Source organism: Streptomyces sp. NPDC093600 (assembly GCF_044764755.1).
Classification (GTDB): Bacteria; Actinomycetota; Actinomycetes; order Streptomycetales; family Streptomycetaceae; genus Streptomyces.
This window is the reverse complement of the sequence record NZ_JBIWIU010000005.1, coordinates 84,275-104,286: the sequence shown is the minus strand read 5'-3', so window position 1 is coordinate 104,286 and position 20,012 is coordinate 84,275. Positions and strand designations below refer to the sequence as shown.

The following is a 20,012-nucleotide window of genomic DNA, read 5'->3' as shown; positions in this document are numbered from 1 at the left end:
GACAGTGCTGGTCCCTTCGGTCCGGTACGGACCACCGTACAATGTCACGTTGCTCCTGCGGGAGACAGGGTGTACGTACGGCTGGAGGTGTAGAACTTCAGGGCGGCCCGGCCCTGTTCGCGCGGGCCGTGGCCGGACGCCTTGGCTCCGCCGAAAGGCAGGTGGAAGTCGACGCCGGTGGAGGGGGCGTTGATCCGGATCATGCCGGTGTCGAGCCGGTCGAGGCCGTGCAGGGCCGTGTTCAGGTCGGCCGTGTGGACGGAGGTGACCAGGCCGTACGGCACGTGGTTGGCGATCCGGACCGCGTGGGCGAGGTCGTCGGCGGGGAGCAGGGCGGCGACGGGGCCGAAGACCTCCTCGCGCAGCAGCCGGTGTTCCGAGGGAACCTTCTCGACCAGCGTCGGGGCCGCGTACCAGCCGGGGCCGGGCGGCACCGTGCCGCCGGCGAGGGTGGGCAGGTCCCGCCAGGCGTCGCGCACCCGGTCGCAGGCGTGCTCGTCGATGAGGGGCCCGCAGACGGTCGTCGCGTCGGACGGGTCACCGACCGGGAGGGCTCGCAGCGCTTCGGAGAGCGCCTCGCGCAGGGGGTCGAGGGCGGCGCCGACCGCGATCACCCGGCTGGTGGCGGTGCACTTCTGCCCCGCGTAAGCGGCGATGGACACGGCGATGTGAGCAGCGGCCTGCTGGATGTCGGCGTCCGGCAGGACGATCGCCGCGTTCAGGCCGCCCATCTCGGCCTGCACCGGGATGCCCCGGGCTGTCGCGGCCCGGACGACGGCCCGGCCGACGCTCGTGGAGCCGGTGAAGGAGACGACATCGGCGGCGTCGGCGATCGCGTTGCCCTCGGTCGCGCCGCCGGGCAGGACGGTGAACACCTCCATCGGCAGCTGCCGACGGACGATCTCGGCCAGACGCCGGGCGCAGGCGGTCGCCTGGGGGGCGGGCTTGAGGACGACCGTGTTGCCGGCGGCGAGCGCCGGGGCGGCCTTCCAGCTCGGGATGGCGAAGGGGAAGTTCCAGGGGGTGATCAGCCCCGCCACCCCGTGCGGACGGCGGCGGGTCAGGAGCAGGCCGGGGCCCGCAGCCGGCTCGTGGACGGCGCCGGTGGGCTCGTAGGGCGCCTGGGCGTAGAAGCGCCAGATGGCGGCGGTCCGCGCGACCTCGGCCCTGGCCTCGGTGAGCGGCTTGCCGACCTCGCGGACGGCGAGCGCGGCCAGTTCGTCCGCCGCGGCGTCGACGGCGTCGGCGACCGCGCCGAGGGCGGCGGAGCGGGCGGCGGCCCCGGCGGCCAGCCAGCCGGGCTGGGCGGCACGGGCCCGTTCGACGGCGTCGGCCGCCGCGAAGGCGCCGGGGGCGGGCATCCGCAGGAGTACGTCGGCCGGGTCGGCCGGATTCCGGGAGGTGAGGGAGGCGGCGGCGGTGGTCACAGGAGGAAGCCTCCGGGGAAGGGGTCGTCCGGGTCGAGGAAGTACTGGGCGGTGCCGGTGATCCAGGCGCGGCCGGTGATGGCCGGGACGACGGCGGGCACCCCGCCGACCTCCGTCTCGGCGAGGAGCCGGCCGGTGAAGCGGGTCCCGATGAAGGACTCGTTGACGAAGTCGCGGCCGAGCGGCAGCTCACCCCGGCTGTGCAGCTGGGCCATCCGCGCGGAGGTGCCGGTGCCGCACGGCGAGCGGTCGAACCAGCCCGGGTGGATGGCCATCGCGTGCCGGGAGTGGCGGGCGTCGGAGCCGGGGGCCGCGAGGTAGACGTGCTTGACTCCGGCGATCTCGGGCAGCTCGGGGTGGACGGGCCGGTCCGGCGACGCGTTGACCGCGTCCATGAGGGCGAGCCCCGCCGCGAGCAGGTCGTCCTTGCGGGCTCGGTCGAACGGCAGGCCCAGCTCCTGGAGCGGGACGAACGCGTAGAAGTTGCCGCCGAAGGCGAGGTCGTAGGTGACCGTCCCGAATCCGGGGACGTCCACCTTGCGGTCGAGGCCCACGCAGAAGGCGGGCACGTTGGTGAGCGTGACCGACGTCGCCGCGCCGTCCTCCACCTGGACGTCGACGGTGACCAGACCGGCCGGGGTGTCGAGCCGCACGGTGGTGACCGGCTCGCTCACCGGCACCATGCCCGTCTCGACGAGGACGGTGGCTACGCCTATCGTGCCGTGGCCGCACATGGGGAGCAGCCCGGACACCTCGATGTAGAGCACGCCGTAGTCGGCGTCGGGCCGGGTGGGCGGCTGGAGGATGGCGCCGCTCATCGCGGCGTGCCCCCGGGGCTCGTACATCAGGAGCGTCCGGAGATGGTCCAGGTGCTCGATGAAGTGCAGCCTGCGCTCGGCCATGGTGGCGCCGGGAATCACCCCGACGCCACCGGTGATCACGCGCGTCGGCATGCCCTCGGTGTGCGAGTCGACGGCGTGGAAGACGTGACGCGTCCGCACGGGGCCTCCTGTGTGGTGGACGTGTGTGGTGGACGGATGGTCGGTCGTGGAGGGGTCTGGTGTCAGCGGTGACGGTCGGCGCCGGTCTGACGGTCAGCGGTGACCGTCAGAGCCGGTCGTGTGTCAGCGGTGACCATCAGAGCCGGTCTGGCGTCAGCGGTGCCCGTCGGCGACGGCCTTCTCGGTGGCGGTCCGCACTCCGGCCTCGATCGCGCCGGTCAGCGGGTGGCGCGGGGGCCGGGTGGGGCCTCCGCGGCGGCCGACCAGGTCCATGGAGAGCTTGATCGCCTGGACGAACTCGGTCCTGGAGTCCCAGCGCAGCAGCGGGTGCAGGGACCTGTAGAGCGGCAGGGCGGTGGCGAGGTCGCCCGCGACGGCGGCGTGGTAGAGCTCGGCGCAGCTGGCGGGGAAGGCGTTGGGGTATCCGGCGATCCAGCCGACGGCGCCCGCCACGGCCAGTTCGAGCAGCACGTCGTCCGCGCCGATCAGGAGGTCGAGCCCCGGGGCGAGTTCGGCGATCTCGTACGCCCTGCGCACATCGCCGGTGAACTCCTTCACGGCGACGATGTGGCCGTCCTGGTGCAGTCGGGCCAGCAGGTCGGGGGTGAGGTCGACCTTGGTGTCGATGGGGTTGTTGTAGGCGACGACGGGCAGGCCGGCCCGGGCCACCTCGGCGTAGTGGGCGCGCACGGCCGGCTCGTCGGCGCGGTAGGCGTTCGGGGGCAGGAGCAGCACCGATCCGCAGCCGGCCTCGGCGGCCTGCTCCGCCCAGCGGCGGGCCTCGGCACTGCCGTAGGCGGAGACGCCCGGCATGACGCGCGCGCCGTCGCCCGCCGCCTCGACGGCGGTACGGACCACCTGGGCGCGCTCCTGGTCGGTGAGGGTCTGGTACTCGCCGAGCGATCCGTTGGGTACGACGCCGTCGCAGCCGTTGTCGATCAACCGGCGGACGTGCTCGGCGTACGCGTCGTGGTCGACGGACAGGTCGTCGCGCAGGGGCAGGGTGGTGGCGACCATGATGCCGCGCCAGGGGCGGGCGCTGTTCCAGGTGGCGGTCATGAGGTGAGCCTTTCCATCGTCGGTGACATGTGCGTGGGTGTGGTGCGATGCCGTCGTGGTGGGTGGATCGCACCCGTCGCGGTGGCGGACGCCTTCAGTGCTCGTCCTCGGCCGGTTCGTCGAGGGCGGCGAGCGCGGACAGCGGCACCGGCGTCGCGAACGGGCGCCGCTCAGCGGGGAGTCGGGCCGTGCCGTCGCGTGCGGCGAGGCAGGCGACGGCCGTCCCGCACATCCGCCCCTGGCACCAGCCCATGCCGGCCCGGGTGAGCAGCTTGACGGTCCGGGCGTCGCGCGCTCCGAGGTGGGTGACCGCCTCACGGACGCTTCCGGCGGTGACCTCTTCGCAGCGGCACACGTCCGTGTCGTCGGTCAGCCAGCGCGGCCATCCCGGGCCGGGGGCGTGTGCGGCGCCCATCACGTCGGCGAAGGCGCGCATGCGGTCCCGGCGGCGCTGCAGCGCACGGACCCGGCCGCCGCGAGCCTCTCGGCCCAGCAGCCGCGCGGCGGCCGCGATTCCGGCCAGCTCGCCTTCCACGCGGGCGAGTTCGGCTCCGCCCACTCCCCCGGTCTCGCCTGCCGCCCACAGGCCGGGAACCGAGGTCTCCTGGAGGTCGTCCAGGGCGAGGGCCGTCGTGCCGTCGGCCCGGGGGCGGGTGGCGCAGCCGAGCGCCGTGGCCAGTTCGATCTGGGGAACCAGTCCGTGCCCGACGGCCAGCGCGTCGCAGGTGATGAGTCGGTCGGTGCCCGGTACGGGCCGCCAGTCGCGGTCCAGCCGGGTGACGGTGACGGCCTCCACCCGGTCGGTGCCGTGCACCTCGGTCACCGCGCTGCGCGGCCGTACCGGGACCCGGTGCCGCAGCAGCGCGGCGCCGTGCACCAGGGCGTCGGCCGCCTTGCCCGGGTTGGCAAGCAGGGCCCGTGGGTCGCGGGCGTAGCGCAGGTAGCCGGAGGCCTCCACCACGGCCGGTACGCGTGCGCCGGCCGCGGCCAGGCTCCCGGCGACCGCGAGCAGCAGCGGTCCGCTGCCCGCCACGACGATCCGCCTGCCGGGGAGGACCAGACCGGACTTGAGCATGGCCTGCGCTCCCCCGGCACCCACGACGCCGGGCAGGGTCCAGCCGGGGAAGGGGAGTTGGCGCTCATAGGCGCCGGTCGCGAGCAGCACCGCGCGGGCGCGCACCCGGGCGGAACGCTCGTCGGTGCCGTCGGCCCCGGTGACGGCGTGCACCGCCCAGGTGTCGTCGGCCTCCTTCATCACGCTCCACACGTGGTGTCCGGCCAGCTGGTCGGCCCGGCTCGCCGCCAGACGGCGGCGCAGGTCGGTGTAGGCGGACCAGTCGTGGTGCAGGGCCTCGGGCCGTACCGCTCCCAGGGCGGGTGCGGGATGCCGGTAGAACTGCCCGCCGGTCCGCGGGGAGGCGTCCAGCAGGGCGACGGACAGACCGAGTCCGGACGCGGCGACGGCACCGGCCATTCCGGCGGAGCCGGCGCCGATGACCGCGAGGTCGTACGGTTCGGACGGTCCAGACGGTCCTTCGTACGGTTCAGACGGTCCCGGCACCGCGGCGGTCATGGCCGTGTCCTTCCTGGGTGGTGATCGAGTCGCCCGGGCGGGCGGGAACCAGGCAGGCCCGGCGGTTGGGCCGTCCGTTGATGGTTGCGAGGCAGTCGTAGCACTGGCCGATGCCGCAGAACGCGCCGCGCGGCCGGCCGCCGGTGCGGGTGGTGCGCCAGGCGAGGATTCCGGCCGCCCACAGTGCGGCGGCGACGGTCTGCCCGGGCCGGGCGGTGAGGCGGCGGCCGTCGAAGGTGATCTCGAACGGCGCATCGGGTCGTGCCCCGACGAGCTCGGCGGGGGTGCGGGCCACAGGGCCCTCCTCTCGTGACGGCGCGGACAGGACGTTCCAAGTCAGGTTCGACGCAGGGGCGCTCGGCCTCGGCGCGCGGCCTCGCCGGACGGACCCCGCCGACGGATCAGGAGGCGGACGCGAATCGTTCGGGCCTGAACGGGCGGATGTCCAGGGGTGGTTCGTCACCGGTAAGGCAGCCGGCGACGATCAGCCCGGTCGCCGGCGCCAGCCCGATGCCCGCCCCCTCGTGACCGCAGGCGTGCAGCAGTCCGGGGACGCGCGGGTCGGGGCCGATCGCGGGCAGGTGGTCCGGCAGGTACGGGCGGAAGCCCGCGTACGTCCGTAGCGCCCGTACGGCCGCGAGGACCGGGAACAGGGCGGTGGCCCCGGCCGCCAGGCGGCGCAGCACCTCCGACGACATCGTCCGGTCGAAGCCGACCCGCTCCCGGCTGGCGCCGATCAGGACGGGGCCCGCCGGGGTGCCCTCGACCACCGCCGAGGTCTGCAGCGCCGCCGAACCACTGGCCACGTCGGCCACATAGTCGGCCGCGTACACCTTGTGGCGCACCAGGCGCGGCAGCGGTTCGGTGACGAGGACGAAGCCCCGGCGGGGCAGTACGGGAAGCTCCACTCCGGCGAGGCGCGCGAGTTCGCCGCCCCAGGTGCCGGCGGCGTTCACCACGTACGGGGCGTGGAGCTCGCCGTCCGTCGTGCGCACTCCGCGCACTTCGCCGGAGGCCCCGGTGAGCAGACCGGTGACCTCCTCGCCGAGTCTCCTGCGCACCCGGTCGCCGCCGGCCCGCAGCAGATGCGCGGCGGCGAGGGCGGGCATGACCTGGGCGTCCTGCGGATAGTGGAAGCCGCCGGCCAGGCCGGGTGCGAGGTGGGGTTCCAGGTCGCGCAGCAGCTCGGGCGGGACCTCCCGGGCGCTGACGCCGGCCTTCTCCTGTCCGGCCGCGAAGTCGCGCAGCGCGCGCATGCCGGTCTCGTCGGAGGCGACGACGAGGCCGCCCTTGGGCTCGTACTCGATCCCCGACGGCAGCAGGTCGGCCAGCTCCCGCCACAACCGGGTGGAGAAAAGGGCGAGTTCGAGTTCGGGGCCCTCCTTGTCGGAGACCAGGAGGTTCCCTTCTCCCGAACCGGTGGTGCCGCCCGCGACGGGGCCGCGGTCGATGACGGTGACGGTGAGGCCGGCTCGAGAGGCGTAGTAGGCACAGGCCGCGCCGACCACGCCGGCGCCGACGACGATGACGTCCGAAAGGTGTCTCGTGGGCACCTCAGTAATATTTCACATTGCATTACGAGTGAACAAGAGTCTCGGCGGAACCGGTGAAGCCGCTCGGACACACCGCCTCGGGCTGACCGTCGCCGGTCCCGGACCGTGGTCGCCGGCCGTACAGAGCGGCCGAGGGGCGATTGTCAGTGCCTCCTGTCACTCTGGGTTCACATCGGATCCACGGAAGGGAATCATTCGGCATGATCACCACGGACCTCACCCCCGGTGCGCCCTGTTGGCTGGACCTCGGCGCTCCCGACGTCGACGCCGCCGCGGCCTTCTACACCGCCGTGCTCGGCTGGGAGTACGAATCCATGGGCGACGGGGAGGACATGGAAGGCGGCATGTTCCGCAAGGACGGCAAGACAGTCGCCGGGCTCGGCAAGCTCACCGAGCCGGGCGCGCGCTCGGCCTGGATGATCTACTACACCGTCACCGACGCGGACGCCACGACCCGGGCGGTGGAGAACGCGAACGGCACGGTACGGGTGGCGCCCAGGGACCTCGACGACTGGGGCCGGATGGCACAGTACAGCGACCCGCTGGGGGGCCAGTTCGCCGTCTGGCAGCCCGGGAAGGACACGGGCTTCGACATCGCGGACCAGCCCGGCTCGCTGTCCTGGACGGAGCTGTACACGAGCGACGCCGCGGCGGCGAAGGAGTTCTACGGCACGGTCTTCGGCTGGCGCTTCAGTGACATGGAGCTTCCCGGCGGCGGGGGCACGTACTCCCTCATCACTCCCGCCGGGCTGCCCGAGGAGCGCATGCACGGCGGCCTCATGGAGCTCCCCAAGGACGCCCTCACCCTCACGGGCGGCAGGCCGTACTGGCACCCCGTCTTCGCCGTCACGGACTGCGACGACGCGGTCGCCAAGGTCATCCGGAACGGCGGCAGCGTGCAGATGGGGCCGGAGGACGCCGAAGGCGTCGGCCGCCTGGCCGTCTGCCTCGACCCGTCGAACGCGGACTTCGTGGTGCTCACCCCTGCCGAGAGCTGAGCCCGCCGGCCGCCGGGCGGGAGCTGTCGGGCGGTCCGGTCAGGGCCCGTGGCCCGTCAGGGGGTCGCGGCCGAGACGACGTAGACGGTCGGGGCCGCCGGGTCGGTGAGGTCGACGGTGATGTCCTGGGCGGGCCGCGGCTTCTCACGGGTGATGGTGGTGCCCGACCAGTCCCGGTCCGGGGCGAAGTCCCAGCCGACGATGGAGGCGTCGCGATCGGTGACCGTGACCTGGCCGGGCGTCAGCTCGGAGCGGCTGGAGCCGACCTTGTCGAGGAAGGAGTCGAGCTTGCCGGCGGTGGTGGTGAACTGCACGTACAGCCGGCTGGTGCGCCAGTTGCTGGTCTCGTAGTAGGCGACGCCGCTGCTGCCGGAGGGGATCGGGACCTCGAAGACCCGTCGCTTCATCTGGGAGGGCCAGTTGTCCTGCAGTCCGACGACCGAGGACTCGCGCTCCTTGTCGCGGCCGCTGTCGCGGCTCTGGCCGGCGGAGATCGCCAGATAACCGGCCGGGATGCCGACGAGGAGGACGATGATGATCGCCGTCAGCCAGCGGCGGCGGATCATGTGGCGCCGGTCCTCCGGCGGCTTCACGTCCTGCTCGGGGGAGGTGGACGGGGACGGGACGGTCATGGCTGCGGATCCTGGGTGGTGGTGCGGGAGGCGCGCCCGGCGGTGCCGTTGCGCAGGGCCTGGGCGTAGCGCTCGTAGCGTTCGTGCCGCTCGACACGGCGGCGGTTGGCGCGGCGGAAGCGGCGGGCGACGAGCCGGGCGAGGTCGGCGGCGCCGACCATACCGGCCTCGGGGCCCAGCTGGGCCTTGGTGATGCGGGCCTCGGGGCGGTAGCCGCGGCCGGTGAGCTGGCGGCGGAAGGCGTCCCTGGCGGGCCCGATGAGGAGGTCGTCGGCGGCGCTGACCCCACCGCCGATGACGAAGCAGGACGGGTCGAGGGCCGCGGCCAGGTTGGCGATGCCGACGCCGAGCCACTGCCCGATGTCCTGGAAGAGCTCGACGCACATGGCGTCGCCCTCGCGGGCCAGCTCGGTGATGAGGGGTCCGGTGATCTCGGGGATGTTGCCCTTGACGCGGTCGATGATGTTGTACGCGACCGGTGAGTCGGCGGCGGCCAGTTCCCGGGCCTCGCGGACCAGGGCGTTGCCGGAGCTGTACTGCTCCCAGCAGCCGCGGTTGCCGCACGGGCAGCGGTGGCCGCCGGGGACGACCTGCATATGGCCGAACTCGCCGGCGACGCCGTACTTGCCGCGCTTGACCTGGCCGTCCTCCAGGATCGCGCCGCCGATGCCGGTGCCGAGCGTGATCATGACGAGGTGGTCCTCGCCGCGGCCGGCGCCGAAGCGCCACTCGGCCCAGGCGGCGGTGTTGGCGTCGTTGTCGACCATGACGGGGACAGCGAGCCGGGACTGGAGGGCGTCGCGCAGCGGCTCGTTGCGCCACGCGAGGTGGGGGGCGAAGAGCACCGTGGCCCGCTCGGCGTCGACCCAGCCCGCCGCGCCGATGCCGACGGCGTGGACGTCGTGCCGGTCGGAGAGGTCCAGGACCAGCTCGACGATGGTGTCCTCGACGACCTTGGGGCTCTTGGACTTGTCGGGGGTCTCGGTGCGGATCTTCTCCAAGATGACGCCGTCCGCGTCGACGACCCCGGCCATGACCTTCGTACCGCCGATGTCGATGCCGACGGTGGGCACCCTGGGCGCGGTGAGGAGGGAGCGCCGTTCGCGGGTGCCGACGGTCCGCAGCACGGTGCCCCGGGCGGCGCCGCGCTGGGTGAGGCGGTAGGTACTCATCGGCTCGATTCTGCCAGGTGGGGGTGGAGGGAGCGGTCAGGGCGCGGAGGGGCGCTCCAGCTCGTGGCGGAGATCCTCCAGCTCGCTGCCGCCCGCCATCTGCCGGGTCAACTCGTCCAGGGTGACCGACGCCTTGGTGTGGCTGCCCGCCATGACACCGCGCTTGAGCAGGACGAAACGGTCGCCGACGAGGTAGGCGTGGTGGGGGTTGTGGGTGATGAGGACCACGCCGAGGCCCTGGTCACGGGCGGCGGCCACATACTTCAGGACCACGCCCGACTGCTTCACGCCGAGCGCGGCGGTCGGCTCGTCGAGGACCAGGACCTTGGCGCCGAAGTACACGGCGCGGGCGATGGCCACACACTGGCGCTCGCCGCCGGAGAGGGTGCCGATGGGCTGGTCGACGTCGCGCAGGTCGATGCCCATGCGGAGCAGCTCGGTGCGGGTGGTCTCGCGCATCCGCTCGACGTCGAGGCGCTTGAAGGGCCCGGCGCCCCTGGTGGGCTCGGAGCCGAGGAAGAAGTTGCGCCAGACCGGCATCAGGGGGACGACGGCGAGGTCCTGGTAGACGGTGGCGATCCCCAGGTCGAGGGCTTCGCGCGGGTTGGCGAGCGAGACGTCCTCACCCTCGATGCGGAAGGTTCCGGCGTCGTGCCGGTGAAGACCCGCGATGATCTTGATCAGGGTGGACTTGCCGGCGCCGTTGTCACCGAGGACACAGGTGATCTGGCCCGGGTGGACCTCCAGGGAGACCCCTTCGAGGGCGCGGATGTTGCCGTAGTACTTGCTGACGTCGTCCAGCTCGACCAGCGGAGCAGTCACTTGGTGGCCTCCACACGCTTGCGGATCCAGGCGTTCATCAGGGTCGCCAGGAGGAGCATCGCTCCCAGGAAGAACTTGAACCAGTCGGGGTTCCACTCCGCGTACACGATGCCCTTGCTCGTCATGCCGAAGATGAACGCGCCGACCGCTGAGCCGATGGCGGAGCCGTACCCGCCGGTGATCAGACAGCCGCCGATCACCGCGGCGATGATGTAGATGAGCTCGTTGCCGACGCCCTCGCCCGACTGGACGACGTCGAAGGAGAACAGCAGGTGCTGACCGGACACCCAGGCGCAGAAGGCCACGCCCGTGTAGAGGCCGATCTTGGTCTTGAAGACCGGGACGCCGACCGCGCGGGCCGCGTCCGCGCCGCCGCCGACCGCGAAGATCCAGTTGCCGAAGCGGGTGCGCAGCAGGATCCAGGTGGCCAGGGCGACCAGGACGAGCCACCAGAGGATGGTGACCTTCAGTTCTACGCCGCCGACGGTGAGCTGGGAGGCGAAGAGCGCGCGGGCGGAGGGGAAGCCCTCCATGTCGGCGATCGACTTGGTGGAGACCGTGCCGCTGATCAGCTTGGTGAGACCGAGGTTCAGACCGGTCAGCATGAGGAACGTGCCGAGCGTGATGATGAAGCTGGGCAGTCTGGTGCGGGTCAGCATGAAGCCGTTGAAGCAGCCGACGGCGAGGGTGACGAGCAGCGAGACACCGACGCCGACCCAGACGTTGGCGGTCATCTGGTAGCTGAACATCGACGAGATCAGCGCCGCGCTGGTGACCATCACGCCGGCCGACAGGTCGAACTCCCCGCCGATCATCAGCAGGGCGACGGGCACGGCCATGATGCCGATGGTGGAGGCCGCGTAGAGGACGGTGCCGAGGCTGGAGGCGCGCAGGAAGCTGTCGGCGACGATCGCGAAGAAGAGGAAGACGGCTGCCGCGCCGACGATCGAGCCGAGCTCGGGGCGGGCCAGCACCTTCTTCAGCGGCGAGGTGCGCAGCAGCCGTTCGTCGACGTGGTCGACGTCGGACGGGACGGTGGCGCTCATCGGGTGCCCCGCTCGGTGTAGCCCTTGAGCGCGGCGGCGTCGTCCTGGGTGATGATCTGCGGCCCGGTGAGGACCGGCTTGCCGCCGCCGAGGACGTCGGCGTTGTACTTGTACAGCCAGAGCAGGTCGACGGCCTCGTAGCCCTGGAGGTAGGGCTGCTGGTCGACGGCGAAGCCGAGCGTGCCGGCGCCGAGGGCGGTGGCGACCTTGGCGTTGAGGTCGAAGGTGCCGATCTCGGCCTCGCTCCCGGCGGTCTTCTTCGCCTGGACGGCGGCGTCGGCGAAGGGCGCGCCGAGTGTGACGACCGCGTCGATGGAGGGGTCGGCCTGGAGCTTGGCCTCGATGGATGCCTGGACGTCGGGCATGTTGGTGCCGTCGACGTACAGGTTCTGCATCTCGCCGCCGAAGGTCTTCTTCGCGCCGCCGCACCGCTGCTCGTGGCCGACGTTGCCCTGCTCGTGCAGGACGCACAGGGCCTTCTTCCTGCCGCGCTTGTCGAGCTCGTCGCCGACGGCCTCGCCGGCGACGGCCTCGTCCTGGCCGATGTGGGTGAGCGCGCCGAAGGCCTTGGACTGCTCGGAGCCGGAGTTGACGGTGATGACCGGGATCCCGGCCTTGACCGCCTTCTGCACGGCCGTCTTCATCGCGTCGGGCTTGGCGAGGGTGACGATCAGACCGTCGACGTCCTTGGCGATGTACGAGTCGATGAGCTGGGCCTGCTGCTGCGCCTCGTCGCTGTGGGCGTACAGGAAGTTGATGTTGTCCTTGACGGCGGCCTGCTTGGCGCCGTTCTGGACGATGTCCCAGAAGGTGTCGCCGTCGCCGGAGTGGGTCACCATGGCGAAGGTCCACTTCGGGGTGTTCACGGCCGCCCGGCCCTGCGCCGCGGCGGCCTTGCGGGCGTCCTCGGCCCGCTTGCCGCCGGTGCTGCTGCATCCGGCGAGCGCGGAGGCGGCCAGCACCGCCGCGAGGAGGGCGCCGGTGGCGCGTACCCCTGGCCGCGATCTCGGTACGGTCCTTGTCCGATTCCGAACCTTGGTCACGAGGCCGTGCCCTCCTTTATGTCCATCTGCGTGCATTGCAGTATCGGTCATGGGGGTCCACCGGCCGGTCACCGGGTCGGCGGACTCATGGCCGGACCAGCAGCTGGAACTCGAACGAGTACCGCGAGGCCCGGTAGACGTGGGAGCCGAACTCCACGGCGCGGCCGGTGTCGTCGAAGGTGGTGCGCTCCATCGTCAGGAGCGGGGCTCCCTCCTCCTCGGTGAGCAGTTCCGCCTCGGCGGGGGTGGCCGCGCGGGCGCCCACGGTCTGGCGGGCGCTGTGCAGAGTGATACCGGCGCCGCGCATCATCCGGTAGAGGCCGGTCGCCTCCAGGCGCTCGGTGTCCAGGTCGAGCAGTCCGGCCGGCAGGTGGTTGCGCAGCCGCGCCATCGGCTCGCCGTGCGCGGCCCGCAGCCGCTCCAGGTAGCGGACGTCGCTGCCCTCCGGTACGCCGAGGGCAGCGGCGACCGGGGCGGTGGCGGGTTCGAGGCGGTTGACCAGGACCAGGGTGGCGGGGCGCTGGCCGGCCGCCTCCAGGTCGTCGTACAGGCTGCTCAGCTCCAGCGGGCGCCTGACCTGGCTGTGCACGACCTGGGTGCCGACGCCCCGGCGGCGGACCAGGAGCCCCTTGTCGACGAGGGTCTGGATGGCCTGGCGGACGGTGGGCCGGGACAGGCCGAGGCGGGTGGCGAGGTCGATCTCGTTGCCGAGCAGGGTGCCGGGGGTCAGGACTCCGGTCTCGACGGCCGCCTCCAGCTGCTGGGCGAGCTGGAAGTAGAGCGGGACCGGGCTGGTGCGGTCCACGGACAGGAGCGGGAGGGAGGCGACGGGCCTCGGCGGGGGTGGGGACTGCTTGGCCACGGACGCGAGCGTAGTCGCAGGACAAGATGACAGGAAGTGGTGACGTCCGATTGTCCTGACAAATCCTTGACAGGAGGTTCCGGCGGCACCACCTTGGGGCCATGCGCATCGGACTGATCGGAACGGGCCGTATCGGGGCCTTCCACGCGGGCGTCCTCGCCCGTCACCAGGAGATCGACTCGCTGATCGTGGCGGACGCCGACGCCGGCCGGGCGGCGGCGGTCGCCGGGGCGCTCGGCGCCGACGCGGCCCCGACGGTCGACGCCCTCCTCGGCCATCCGCTCGACGCCGTCGTGATCGCCTCCGCGACCGCCGCCCACGCCGAGCTGATCGCCCGCGTCGCCGAGGCCGGGCTCCCGGCCTTCTGCGAGAAGCCGATCGCCCTCGACGTGTCCGGCACGCTCGGCGCGCTGCGGGCCGTGGAGAGCGCCGGGACGGAGCTGCAGCTGGGTTTCATGCGCCGCTTCGACGCCGGGTACCGGGCCGCCCGGGAGGCCGTGCGCTCGGGCCGGCTCGGCCGGCTGCACACCGTACGGGCGGCCACCTCCGACCCGGCGCCGCCGCCGGCCGCGTATCTGCCGCTGTCCGGCGGGCTGTTCCGGGACTGCCTGGTGCACGATTTCGACATCCTGCGCTGGGTGACCGGCCGGGAGGTCGTCGAGGCGTACGCGACCGGCTCGGACGCCGGCCCCGCGATGTTCCGCGAGGCGGGTGACGTCGGCACGGCGGCCGCGGTGCTGACCCTGGACGACGGCACGCTGGTGACGGCGACGGCGACCCGCTGCAACGGCGCCGGATACGACGTACGGATGGAGCTGGCCGGGGAGCGGGACCAGATCGCCGTCGGCCTGGACGACCGCACCCCGCTCACCTCCGTCGAGCCGCTGGGCCCGCCGGCCGCGGAGAAGCCCTGGCCCGGGTTCCTGGAGCGGTTCGCGCCCGCGTACGAGGCCGAACTGGACGCGTTCGTACGGCTGGTCAGGGGCGAGGCGCCGAACCCCTGCGACGGCCGTGAGGCGCTCCAGGCGCTGCGGATCGCCGAGGCGTGCGAGCTCTCCCGCCGGGAACGCCGGCCGGTCGCCCTGGCCGAGATCGCCTCGGACGGCGGCTGACGACGCCGACCGCCCGCCGTCGACCGGCCGCACGGCGGGGCGTCAGCCGTTCGCCGCGAGCACCGTGCCCTGCGCGACCGCGCACAGCGTCTCGGCGCCTTCGGTGTTCAAGGTCAGGAGATCGCAGCGCGTCACCGCCTGGCGCCGCCCCGCGTGCACCACCTCCGCGCGGGCGATCAGCGTGACGCCGACGGCCGGGCGGACGTACTGGATGGAGAAGCCGGCGGTGAGGACGGCCCCGCCGAGCGCCGTGCCGGCGGCGAAGGTGAGCGCGTTGTCGGCGGCGTACGAGAGCACGCCGCCGTGGACGAAGCCGTGCTGCTGCCGCAGTTCCTCGCGGATGTCCAGCTCCAGGGTCGCCCCACCCTCGCCGAAGGCGGTGATCCGTGCGCCGAGGAGCCGGCTGAACGGCTGGGCGTCGAGCACCTTCCGCGCGAGGGCGAGGTCGAGGTCGTGCGACGGGGCGGCGGTCATGGGATCACCATCTGACGGGAAGGCGGCGGACGCCGCGCATGAGCATGCCGGGCAGCCAGTCCAACGCGCCGCCCTCGGGGTCGAGTTCCAGCCGCGGGAAGCGTTCCAGAAGCGTCGCGATCGCGACGCGTGCCTCCAGACGGGCCAGCGGGGCGCCCAGGCAGTAGTGGATGCCGTGCCCGAAGGCGAGATGACCGCGCGGGTCCCTGCGGATGTCGAAGCGGTCGGGGTCGGGGAAGCGCTCCGGGTCGCGGCCGCCCGCGGCGAGCGAGACGAGGACCGGTTCGTACGCGGGGATGACCGTTTCCCCGAACCGCACCGGCTCCCGGGTGAACCGGAACGTCGCGTTCTCCACCGGACCCTCCCAGCGCAGCGTCTCCTCCACCACGGCGTCGAGCAGGCCGGAGTCGGCGCGGACCGCGGCGAGTTGGTCGGAGCGGGTGAGCAGCGCCCGTACGGCGTTGGAGATGAGGTTGACGGTGGTCTCGTGGCCGGCGATGAGCAGGAGGTAGGCGAGCGCGCGCAGTTCGGCCAGGGAGAGCCGGTCGCCGTCCTCGGCGCGGGCCGTGATCAGGTCGGAGAGCAGGTCGTCGGTGGGGCCGGCGGCGCGCTTGTCCTCGATGAGCGTGTCGAGATAGGCGGCGAAGCCCTCGATCGCCTCGGTCTCGGGGCCGGCGCCGGTCGGGGCGACGATCTCGTTGGACCAGGCCCGGAAGGTGTCGCGGTCGGCGGCCGGGATGCCGAGGAGTTCGCAGATGACGGTGATGGGCAGCGGGAAGGCGAAGGAGTCGACCAGATCGGCGTGGCCGGCCGGCGCCATCGTGTCGGCGAGTTCGCCGGTGAGCCGCTCGATGCGCGGCCGCAGGCTCTCCACCCGGCGGCCGGTGAACTGCCCCGCGACGAGCTTGCGCAGCCGGGTGTGGTCGGGCGGGTCGAGGACCAGCAGGTTGGGTCCGATGACCTGCTCGTCCAGCATGGTCAGGCCGACGACGGACGGGGACTTGGAGAGTCTCGGGTCGGCCAGGGCGGCGCGTGCCTCTTCGTAGCCGACGACCAGCCACAGCTGGTCGCCGTCGGCGGTGCGGACCCGGTGGACGGGCCCGGTCTCGCGCATCTTCGCGTAGTACGGATAAGGGTTCGCGGTGAAGTCCGCGCCGTACTCCCCCAGATCGATGACGGACATCGGTCCAGACTAGGCCCCGCCCTCGTCCTCCAGCAGCCCGGCGTCGTGGACGAGGAGAGCGATCTGGACACGGTTGTTCAGGCCGAGTTTGGCCAGGATGCGCGAGACATGGGTCTTGACGGTCGGCACGCTCATGTAGAGGATCGCGGCGATCTCGGCGTTGGACCGGCCGTGGCCGACGGCGACGGCCACCTCGCGTTCGCGCTGGGCGAGTTCGGCGAGGCGGTCGGCGGCGCTCGCGCGCCGGGGCTGCCCCTGCTGTCCGGCGACATGGGTCATCAGCTGGCGGGTGACGGCCGGGGAGAGCACGGGGTCGCCGGCGGCGACCCGGCGCACGGAGGCGACGATCTCGGCGGGCGGGGTGTCCTTGAGGACGAAGCCCGCCGCGCCGGCCCGCAGGGCGCGCACCACCTGTTCGTCGGCGTGGAAGGTGGTGAGGACGACGACCTCGGGGGCGCCGGGACGGGCGCGGAGCCGTTCGGTGGCGGTGAGGCCGTCGACGTGGGGCATCCGGATGTCCATGAGCACGACGTCGGGGGCGAGCCGGTCGACGAGGTCGGGGACCTCCCGGCCGTCGGCGCCCTCGCCGACGATCTCGATGTCGTCGGCGCCGCCGAGCATGAAGGTGAGGCCCGCGCGGACCAGGGGGTCGTCGTCGACGATCAGCAGCCGGATGGTCATGAGGGCCACGGTAGCCAGGCGTGGAGGGCGAATCCGCCGTCGGGGGCCGGGCCGTGGTCCAGCCGCCCGCCGGTGAGGGTGGCGCGTTCGGTGAGCCCGATGAGGCCCTGCCCCGACCCGGGGACGTGCGGGACGGGCCCGGCGGGCGCCGGGTTGTGGACCTGAACGGTCAGTCCGTCGCCGGGGCGGCCGCGGACGGTGACGGTGACCTCGGCGCCGGGGGCGTGTTTGCGGGCGTTGGTGAGGCCCTCCTGCGCGATGCGGTAGACGGTGCGGCCGGTGGCGGCGGGGACGGCGGCGGAGTCCCCGAGGGTGTCGAGGCAGACGTCGAGAACGACCTTCATCCCGGCCTGGCGACACTCGGTGACCAGCGCGTCCAGGGTGTCGAGGGTGGGCTGTGGCCGGTCGCCGCCGCCCTCCTCGCCCGGGGTGCGCAGCACGCCGATGATCTCGCGCAGGTCCTGGAGCGCCTCGTGGGCGCTGTCCCGGATGACGCCGGCGGCGCGGGCGATCTGCGCGGGCGGTGCGTCCGGCCGGAACTCCAGGGCTCCCGCGTGCACGCTGAGCAGGGTGAGCCGGTGGGCGAGCACGTCGTGCATCTCGCGGGCGATGTCCTCGCGGGCGAGCCGCTGGGCCTGTTCGGCGCGCAGCTCCGCTTCGGCCTCGGCGCGCCGGGCGCGCTCGCGCAGCGCTTCGACGAGCTGGCGCCGGGAGCGTACGAGCATGCCCCACGCGGTCACCAGCAGGGTCAGGACGATGCCGATCACGACCGCCGCCGCCGGGTGGAGGGACGGGTCGGGGCGCAGGAAGACCTGGGCGGTGGAGGAGGCCACGGCGAGCCCGCCGAGGATCGCGGTCTCCCGGAAGGGCCGGCGGACGGCGACGCCGAAGAGGGCGGCGAGGGCCGCCCCGCCGGCGACGGGCGCGATGGTGCTGATCACGGTGAGGACGACGGCGAGGCCGACGGGCCAACGGCGGCGGAGCCAGAGGGCACAGCAGGCGGCGGCGCCGACGATCTGGTCGGCGAAGGCGACGACGTCGCTGTTGAGCTGGTCGGTGGACTCGGCGGCGAGGAGGCCGACGAAGGCCGCGAGGAGGAAGAGGAGGGTGTCGACGACCCAGTCGCGTACGGTGCGCCGCGGCCGGCGGCCCGGGGGGCTGTCGGCCGGGGTGTCGGCCATGGCCGAGGGAAGCAGCCAGGCGTGGCGGTCCGTACGTGTCATCCCCCCAAATTACGCAGGTGAGCGGCGCGCGGCGGGGCACGGGCGGAGGGAAGCGACCAAAGTCGCGTGAGAGGAGACTTCGGTAGCGCCGCCATGGCCGGTGGGCCGACGCGAGCGGCGCGGGGGGCGGATGATGCTCTCTCCATGAAGAGGATTCTGGAGATCGCCGGCATGGTCGTGCTGGTCGCGGGTGTCTGCGGAGTGATCCGCGAGCTGACGGACGGCTGGTTCAGACTGATGGGCTTCACCCGGTTCCTGACGGAGCATCTGTGGTTCCTCCAGGGCCGCGAGCTGTTCGCGAACATCGTGATGGCCGTGCTGGGTCTTGTGCTGCTGATCGTCGCGGACCGGGTGCGGAAGGTGTGACGAGGCGGGCCCGCGGCGCGCGGCGACGACGGCGTGACGACGCCGGGGCCCTGGGCGAGCGGCGTTTTCTCGCCGCCTACCGGGCGCCCTCGTCGGCGGCTCGGCGGCCCCAGGTCGTGCCCGCGAGGACCAGGACGGCACCCGCCAGGCCGAGGGCGCCGGGGCGGTCCCCGGCGAGCGCGATGCCGGCGGCCGCGGCCCAGAGCGGTTCGGTGCCGAGGAGCAGGCTGACCCGGGACGGGGAGGTGCGGCGGACGGCCCACATCTGCACGTAGAAGGCGAAGAGCGTGCAGAAGACGGAGAGGAAGACCAGTCCGGCCCATTCGCGGGGGCCGAAGTCGAGGGCCGTGGCGAGGGGCGAGGCGCCGGTGCCGGGGAGGGTGGCCAGGAGGGCGAAGACGCCGACGGCGGTGACGAGTTGGACGGTGGTCAGGGAGAGCGAGTCGGCGCTCCGTACGGCCTTGATCCGGGACATGGCCAGGACGTGGACGGTACGGGCGAGGGCGGCGAGCAGCATCAGCAGATCACCGAGGGAGGGGGTGGTGAACCCTCCGCCCTGGGTCAGCAGCACCACTCCGGCGACGGAGAGCGCGGCGGCCGCGAGGAAGGCGCGCGGCGGGCGGGTGCGGGTGACGGCGGCCTCGGCGAGCGGGGTGAGGATCATGGTGAGGCTGATGATCAGGCCCGCGTTGGTGGCGGAGGTGTGGACGACGCCGTAGGTCTCCAGGAGGAAGATCCCGCTGAGCACCAGACCGAGGAGCCCGGCGCCGCGCCACTGGGCGGGGCCGAGCGCCCGCAGCCCCCGCCATCCGGCGACGACGAGGGCGGGCAGGACCACGGCGAAGCGGAGGACGAGGACCGCCACGACGGTGTGGGTGGTGGTGATGCCCTTGGCCGCGAGATAGCTGGCGCCCCAGACGACGGCGACGAGGAGGACCGGAAGGTCGGTGAGCCAGGCGCGGCGCGGGGCGCGCAGGGGTACGGAAGCGGTGATCGAGGACATGCGGGCTGCTCCGACTCGTCGCAAGGAGTGGAGACTTCAGCGGCTCGCACGCGGGACGATCACCGTACCCGCAGGGGCGTGTGGTGGCTACACCTTTCCGTCAGGCGTACGAGCCGTACGTGGGGCGGCCCGCCAGTTCGTACGTGTGGATGGCGACGCCCGTGCTCGTGGTCCGGGCCTCGGTGGAGCGGAACGCGGTGGGCCGGGCCCCGTCGGTGAAGAGGCGGCGGCCGGTGCCGAGGACGACGGGGAAGACGAGCAGATGGAGGGTGTCGATGAGGTCGTGCGCCAGCAGGGTCTTGGCGAGGCCGCCGCTGCCGTGCATCTGCACCTCGCCGTCGGTGCGTTCCTTCAGTGCGGCGACCTCCTTGACCACGTCGTCGCCGAGGATGGTGGTGCCGGCCCAGTCGGCGTGGGTGAGGCTCGTCGAAGCGACGTACTTGGGGAGGGCGTTGAGCTTGGAGGCGACGGGGTCGGCGGGGTCGGTCTGCTTCGGCCAGAAGCCCGCGAAGATCTCGTAGGTGCGGCGGCCGAGGAGGAAGGCGGCGGGCCGCTGGAAGACCTCGTCCACGAAGCGGCCGAAGTCGTCGTCCCCGTACGGCACGGACCATCCGCCGTGTTCGAAGCCGCCGCTGCGGTCCTCGTCGGGGCCGCCGGGGGCCTGGTAGACGCCGTCGAGGGTCAGGAACTGGGTGAGGCTGAGCTTGCCCATGGCGGGTGCCTTTCGGTCGGCTTTCGGTTCGCCGTTCTGTTCGGCGTTCGGTTCGGCATTCCTTGGACCG

21 protein-coding genes are annotated in these 20,012 nt (G+C 72.9%); 3 read left to right on the top strand and 18 right to left on the bottom strand.

The window, feature by feature from the left end; all coding sequences use genetic code 11:
- Positions 1-44: 44 nt before the first annotated feature.
- From ACIRB4_RS15235 to ACIRB4_RS15210, 6 genes are all read right to left on the bottom strand, one after another.
- A complete protein-coding gene (locus tag ACIRB4_RS15235) occupies positions 45-1,427 on the bottom strand; it encodes an aldehyde dehydrogenase family protein (protein ID WP_403291406.1) in 1,383 nt (460 codons plus the stop codon).
- Positions 1,424-2,428 carry a proline racemase family protein gene (locus ACIRB4_RS15230; RefSeq protein WP_403291404.1) on the bottom strand — a complete coding sequence of 335 codons (1,005 nt, stop codon included), beginning with the start codon at positions 2,426-2,428 and terminating at the stop codon, positions 1,424-1,426. Before ACIRB4_RS15230 ends, ACIRB4_RS15235 begins: the two co-directional genes overlap by 4 nt.
- Before the next feature lie 153 nt (positions 2,429-2,581).
- Positions 2,582-3,487, bottom strand: a complete 906-nt coding sequence (locus tag ACIRB4_RS15225; protein WP_403291402.1) for a dihydrodipicolinate synthase family protein — start codon at positions 3,485-3,487, stop codon at positions 2,582-2,584.
- Positions 3,488-3,581: 94 nt separating this feature from the next.
- Entirely contained in the window at positions 3,582-5,060 is a 1,479-nt protein-coding gene (locus ACIRB4_RS15220; protein WP_403291400.1) for an NAD(P)/FAD-dependent oxidoreductase, read from the bottom strand.
- Positions 5,032-5,355: a (2Fe-2S)-binding protein gene (locus tag ACIRB4_RS15215; protein ID WP_403291399.1), complete on the bottom strand. Its 324-nt coding sequence runs from the start codon at positions 5,353-5,355 to the stop codon at positions 5,032-5,034. The genes ACIRB4_RS15220 and ACIRB4_RS15215 overlap by 29 nt, the downstream gene beginning before the upstream one ends.
- Positions 5,356-5,461: 106 nt before the next feature.
- Positions 5,462-6,613, bottom strand: a complete 1,152-nt coding sequence (locus ACIRB4_RS15210) for an NAD(P)/FAD-dependent oxidoreductase (protein WP_403291397.1) — start codon at positions 6,611-6,613, stop codon at positions 5,462-5,464.
- A gap of 200 nt (positions 6,614-6,813) precedes the next feature.
- Here ACIRB4_RS15210 and ACIRB4_RS15205 point away from each other — a divergent pair, with 200 nt between their 5' ends.
- On the top strand, positions 6,814-7,611 hold the full coding sequence (locus ACIRB4_RS15205; protein WP_403291395.1) for a VOC family protein: 798 nt from the start codon (positions 6,814-6,816) through the stop codon (positions 7,609-7,611).
- A 56-nt stretch (positions 7,612-7,667) separates the two neighbouring features.
- Here ACIRB4_RS15205 and ACIRB4_RS15200 read toward each other — a convergent pair whose 3' ends face one another.
- From ACIRB4_RS15200 to ACIRB4_RS15175, 6 genes are all read right to left on the bottom strand, one after another.
- The gene (locus tag ACIRB4_RS15200) at positions 7,668-8,243 is read right to left on the bottom strand and encodes a hypothetical protein (protein WP_403291393.1); all 576 of its coding nucleotides are present in this window, start codon (positions 8,241-8,243) and stop codon (positions 7,668-7,670) included.
- Complete coding sequence (locus tag ACIRB4_RS15195) at positions 8,240-9,415, bottom strand: ROK family glucokinase (protein ID WP_403291391.1); 1,176 nt, start codon at positions 9,413-9,415, stop codon at positions 8,240-8,242. The genes ACIRB4_RS15200 and ACIRB4_RS15195 overlap by 4 nt, the downstream gene beginning before the upstream one ends.
- A 36-nt stretch (positions 9,416-9,451) precedes the next feature.
- On the bottom strand, positions 9,452-10,237 hold the full coding sequence (locus ACIRB4_RS15190) for an ATP-binding cassette domain-containing protein (RefSeq protein WP_403291389.1): 786 nt from the start codon (positions 10,235-10,237) through the stop codon (positions 9,452-9,454).
- Positions 10,234-11,283, bottom strand: a complete 1,050-nt coding sequence (locus ACIRB4_RS15185) for an ABC transporter permease (protein WP_403291387.1) — start codon at positions 11,281-11,283, stop codon at positions 10,234-10,236. Before ACIRB4_RS15185 ends, ACIRB4_RS15190 begins: the two co-directional genes overlap by 4 nt.
- Positions 11,280-12,245 carry a sugar ABC transporter substrate-binding protein gene (locus ACIRB4_RS15180; RefSeq protein ID WP_403291846.1) on the bottom strand — a complete coding sequence of 322 codons (966 nt, stop codon included), beginning with the start codon at positions 12,243-12,245 and terminating at the stop codon, positions 11,280-11,282. Before ACIRB4_RS15180 ends, ACIRB4_RS15185 begins: the two co-directional genes overlap by 4 nt.
- Before the next feature lie 166 nt (positions 12,246-12,411).
- Complete coding sequence (locus tag ACIRB4_RS15175) at positions 12,412-13,131, bottom strand: GntR family transcriptional regulator (RefSeq protein ID WP_403291844.1); 720 nt, start codon at positions 13,129-13,131, stop codon at positions 12,412-12,414.
- A gap of 158 nt (positions 13,132-13,289) precedes the next feature.
- On the opposite strand from ACIRB4_RS15175, the gene ACIRB4_RS15170 reads away from it, so the two are divergent.
- Positions 13,290-14,300, top strand: coding sequence for a Gfo/Idh/MocA family oxidoreductase (locus tag ACIRB4_RS15170; RefSeq protein ID WP_403291385.1), 1,011 nt, complete (start codon positions 13,290-13,292; stop codon positions 14,298-14,300).
- 42 nt (positions 14,301-14,342) lie between these two features.
- Here ACIRB4_RS15170 and ACIRB4_RS15165 read toward each other — a convergent pair whose 3' ends face one another.
- The 4 genes from ACIRB4_RS15165 to ACIRB4_RS15150 are packed head-to-tail and all read right to left on the bottom strand — an operon-like array spanning position 14,343 to position 17,861.
- Positions 14,343-14,774: a PaaI family thioesterase gene (locus ACIRB4_RS15165; RefSeq protein WP_403291383.1), complete on the bottom strand. Its 432-nt coding sequence runs from the start codon at positions 14,772-14,774 to the stop codon at positions 14,343-14,345.
- Between the two features lie 4 nt (positions 14,775-14,778).
- Positions 14,779-15,957, bottom strand: a complete 1,179-nt coding sequence (locus ACIRB4_RS15160) for a cytochrome P450 (RefSeq protein WP_403291381.1) — start codon at positions 15,955-15,957, stop codon at positions 14,779-14,781.
- A gap of 9 nt (positions 15,958-15,966) precedes the next feature.
- Positions 15,967-16,638, bottom strand: a complete 672-nt coding sequence (locus ACIRB4_RS15155) for a response regulator (RefSeq protein WP_403291379.1) — start codon at positions 16,636-16,638, stop codon at positions 15,967-15,969.
- Positions 16,635-17,861 (bottom strand): sensor histidine kinase, encoded by a 1,227-nt coding sequence (locus ACIRB4_RS15150; RefSeq protein WP_403291377.1) that lies wholly within the window; start codon positions 17,859-17,861, stop codon positions 16,635-16,637. The genes ACIRB4_RS15155 and ACIRB4_RS15150 overlap by 4 nt, the downstream gene beginning before the upstream one ends.
- A gap of 144 nt (positions 17,862-18,005) precedes the next feature.
- Here ACIRB4_RS15150 and ACIRB4_RS15145 point away from each other — a divergent pair, with 144 nt between their 5' ends.
- The gene (locus ACIRB4_RS15145) at positions 18,006-18,227 is read left to right on the top strand and encodes a hypothetical protein (RefSeq protein ID WP_403291375.1); all 222 of its coding nucleotides are present in this window, start codon (positions 18,006-18,008) and stop codon (positions 18,225-18,227) included.
- A 76-nt stretch (positions 18,228-18,303) separates the two neighbouring features.
- Here ACIRB4_RS15145 and ACIRB4_RS15140 read toward each other — a convergent pair whose 3' ends face one another.
- Both ACIRB4_RS15140 and ACIRB4_RS15135 read right to left on the bottom strand, forming a co-directional pair.
- Entirely contained in the window at positions 18,304-19,230 is a 927-nt protein-coding gene (locus tag ACIRB4_RS15140) for a DMT family transporter (RefSeq protein ID WP_403291373.1), read from the bottom strand.
- 100 nt (positions 19,231-19,330) lie between these two features.
- The gene (locus ACIRB4_RS15135) at positions 19,331-19,942 is read right to left on the bottom strand and encodes a dihydrofolate reductase family protein (protein ID WP_403291371.1); all 612 of its coding nucleotides are present in this window, start codon (positions 19,940-19,942) and stop codon (positions 19,331-19,333) included.
- Positions 19,943-20,012 lie beyond the last annotated feature (70 nt).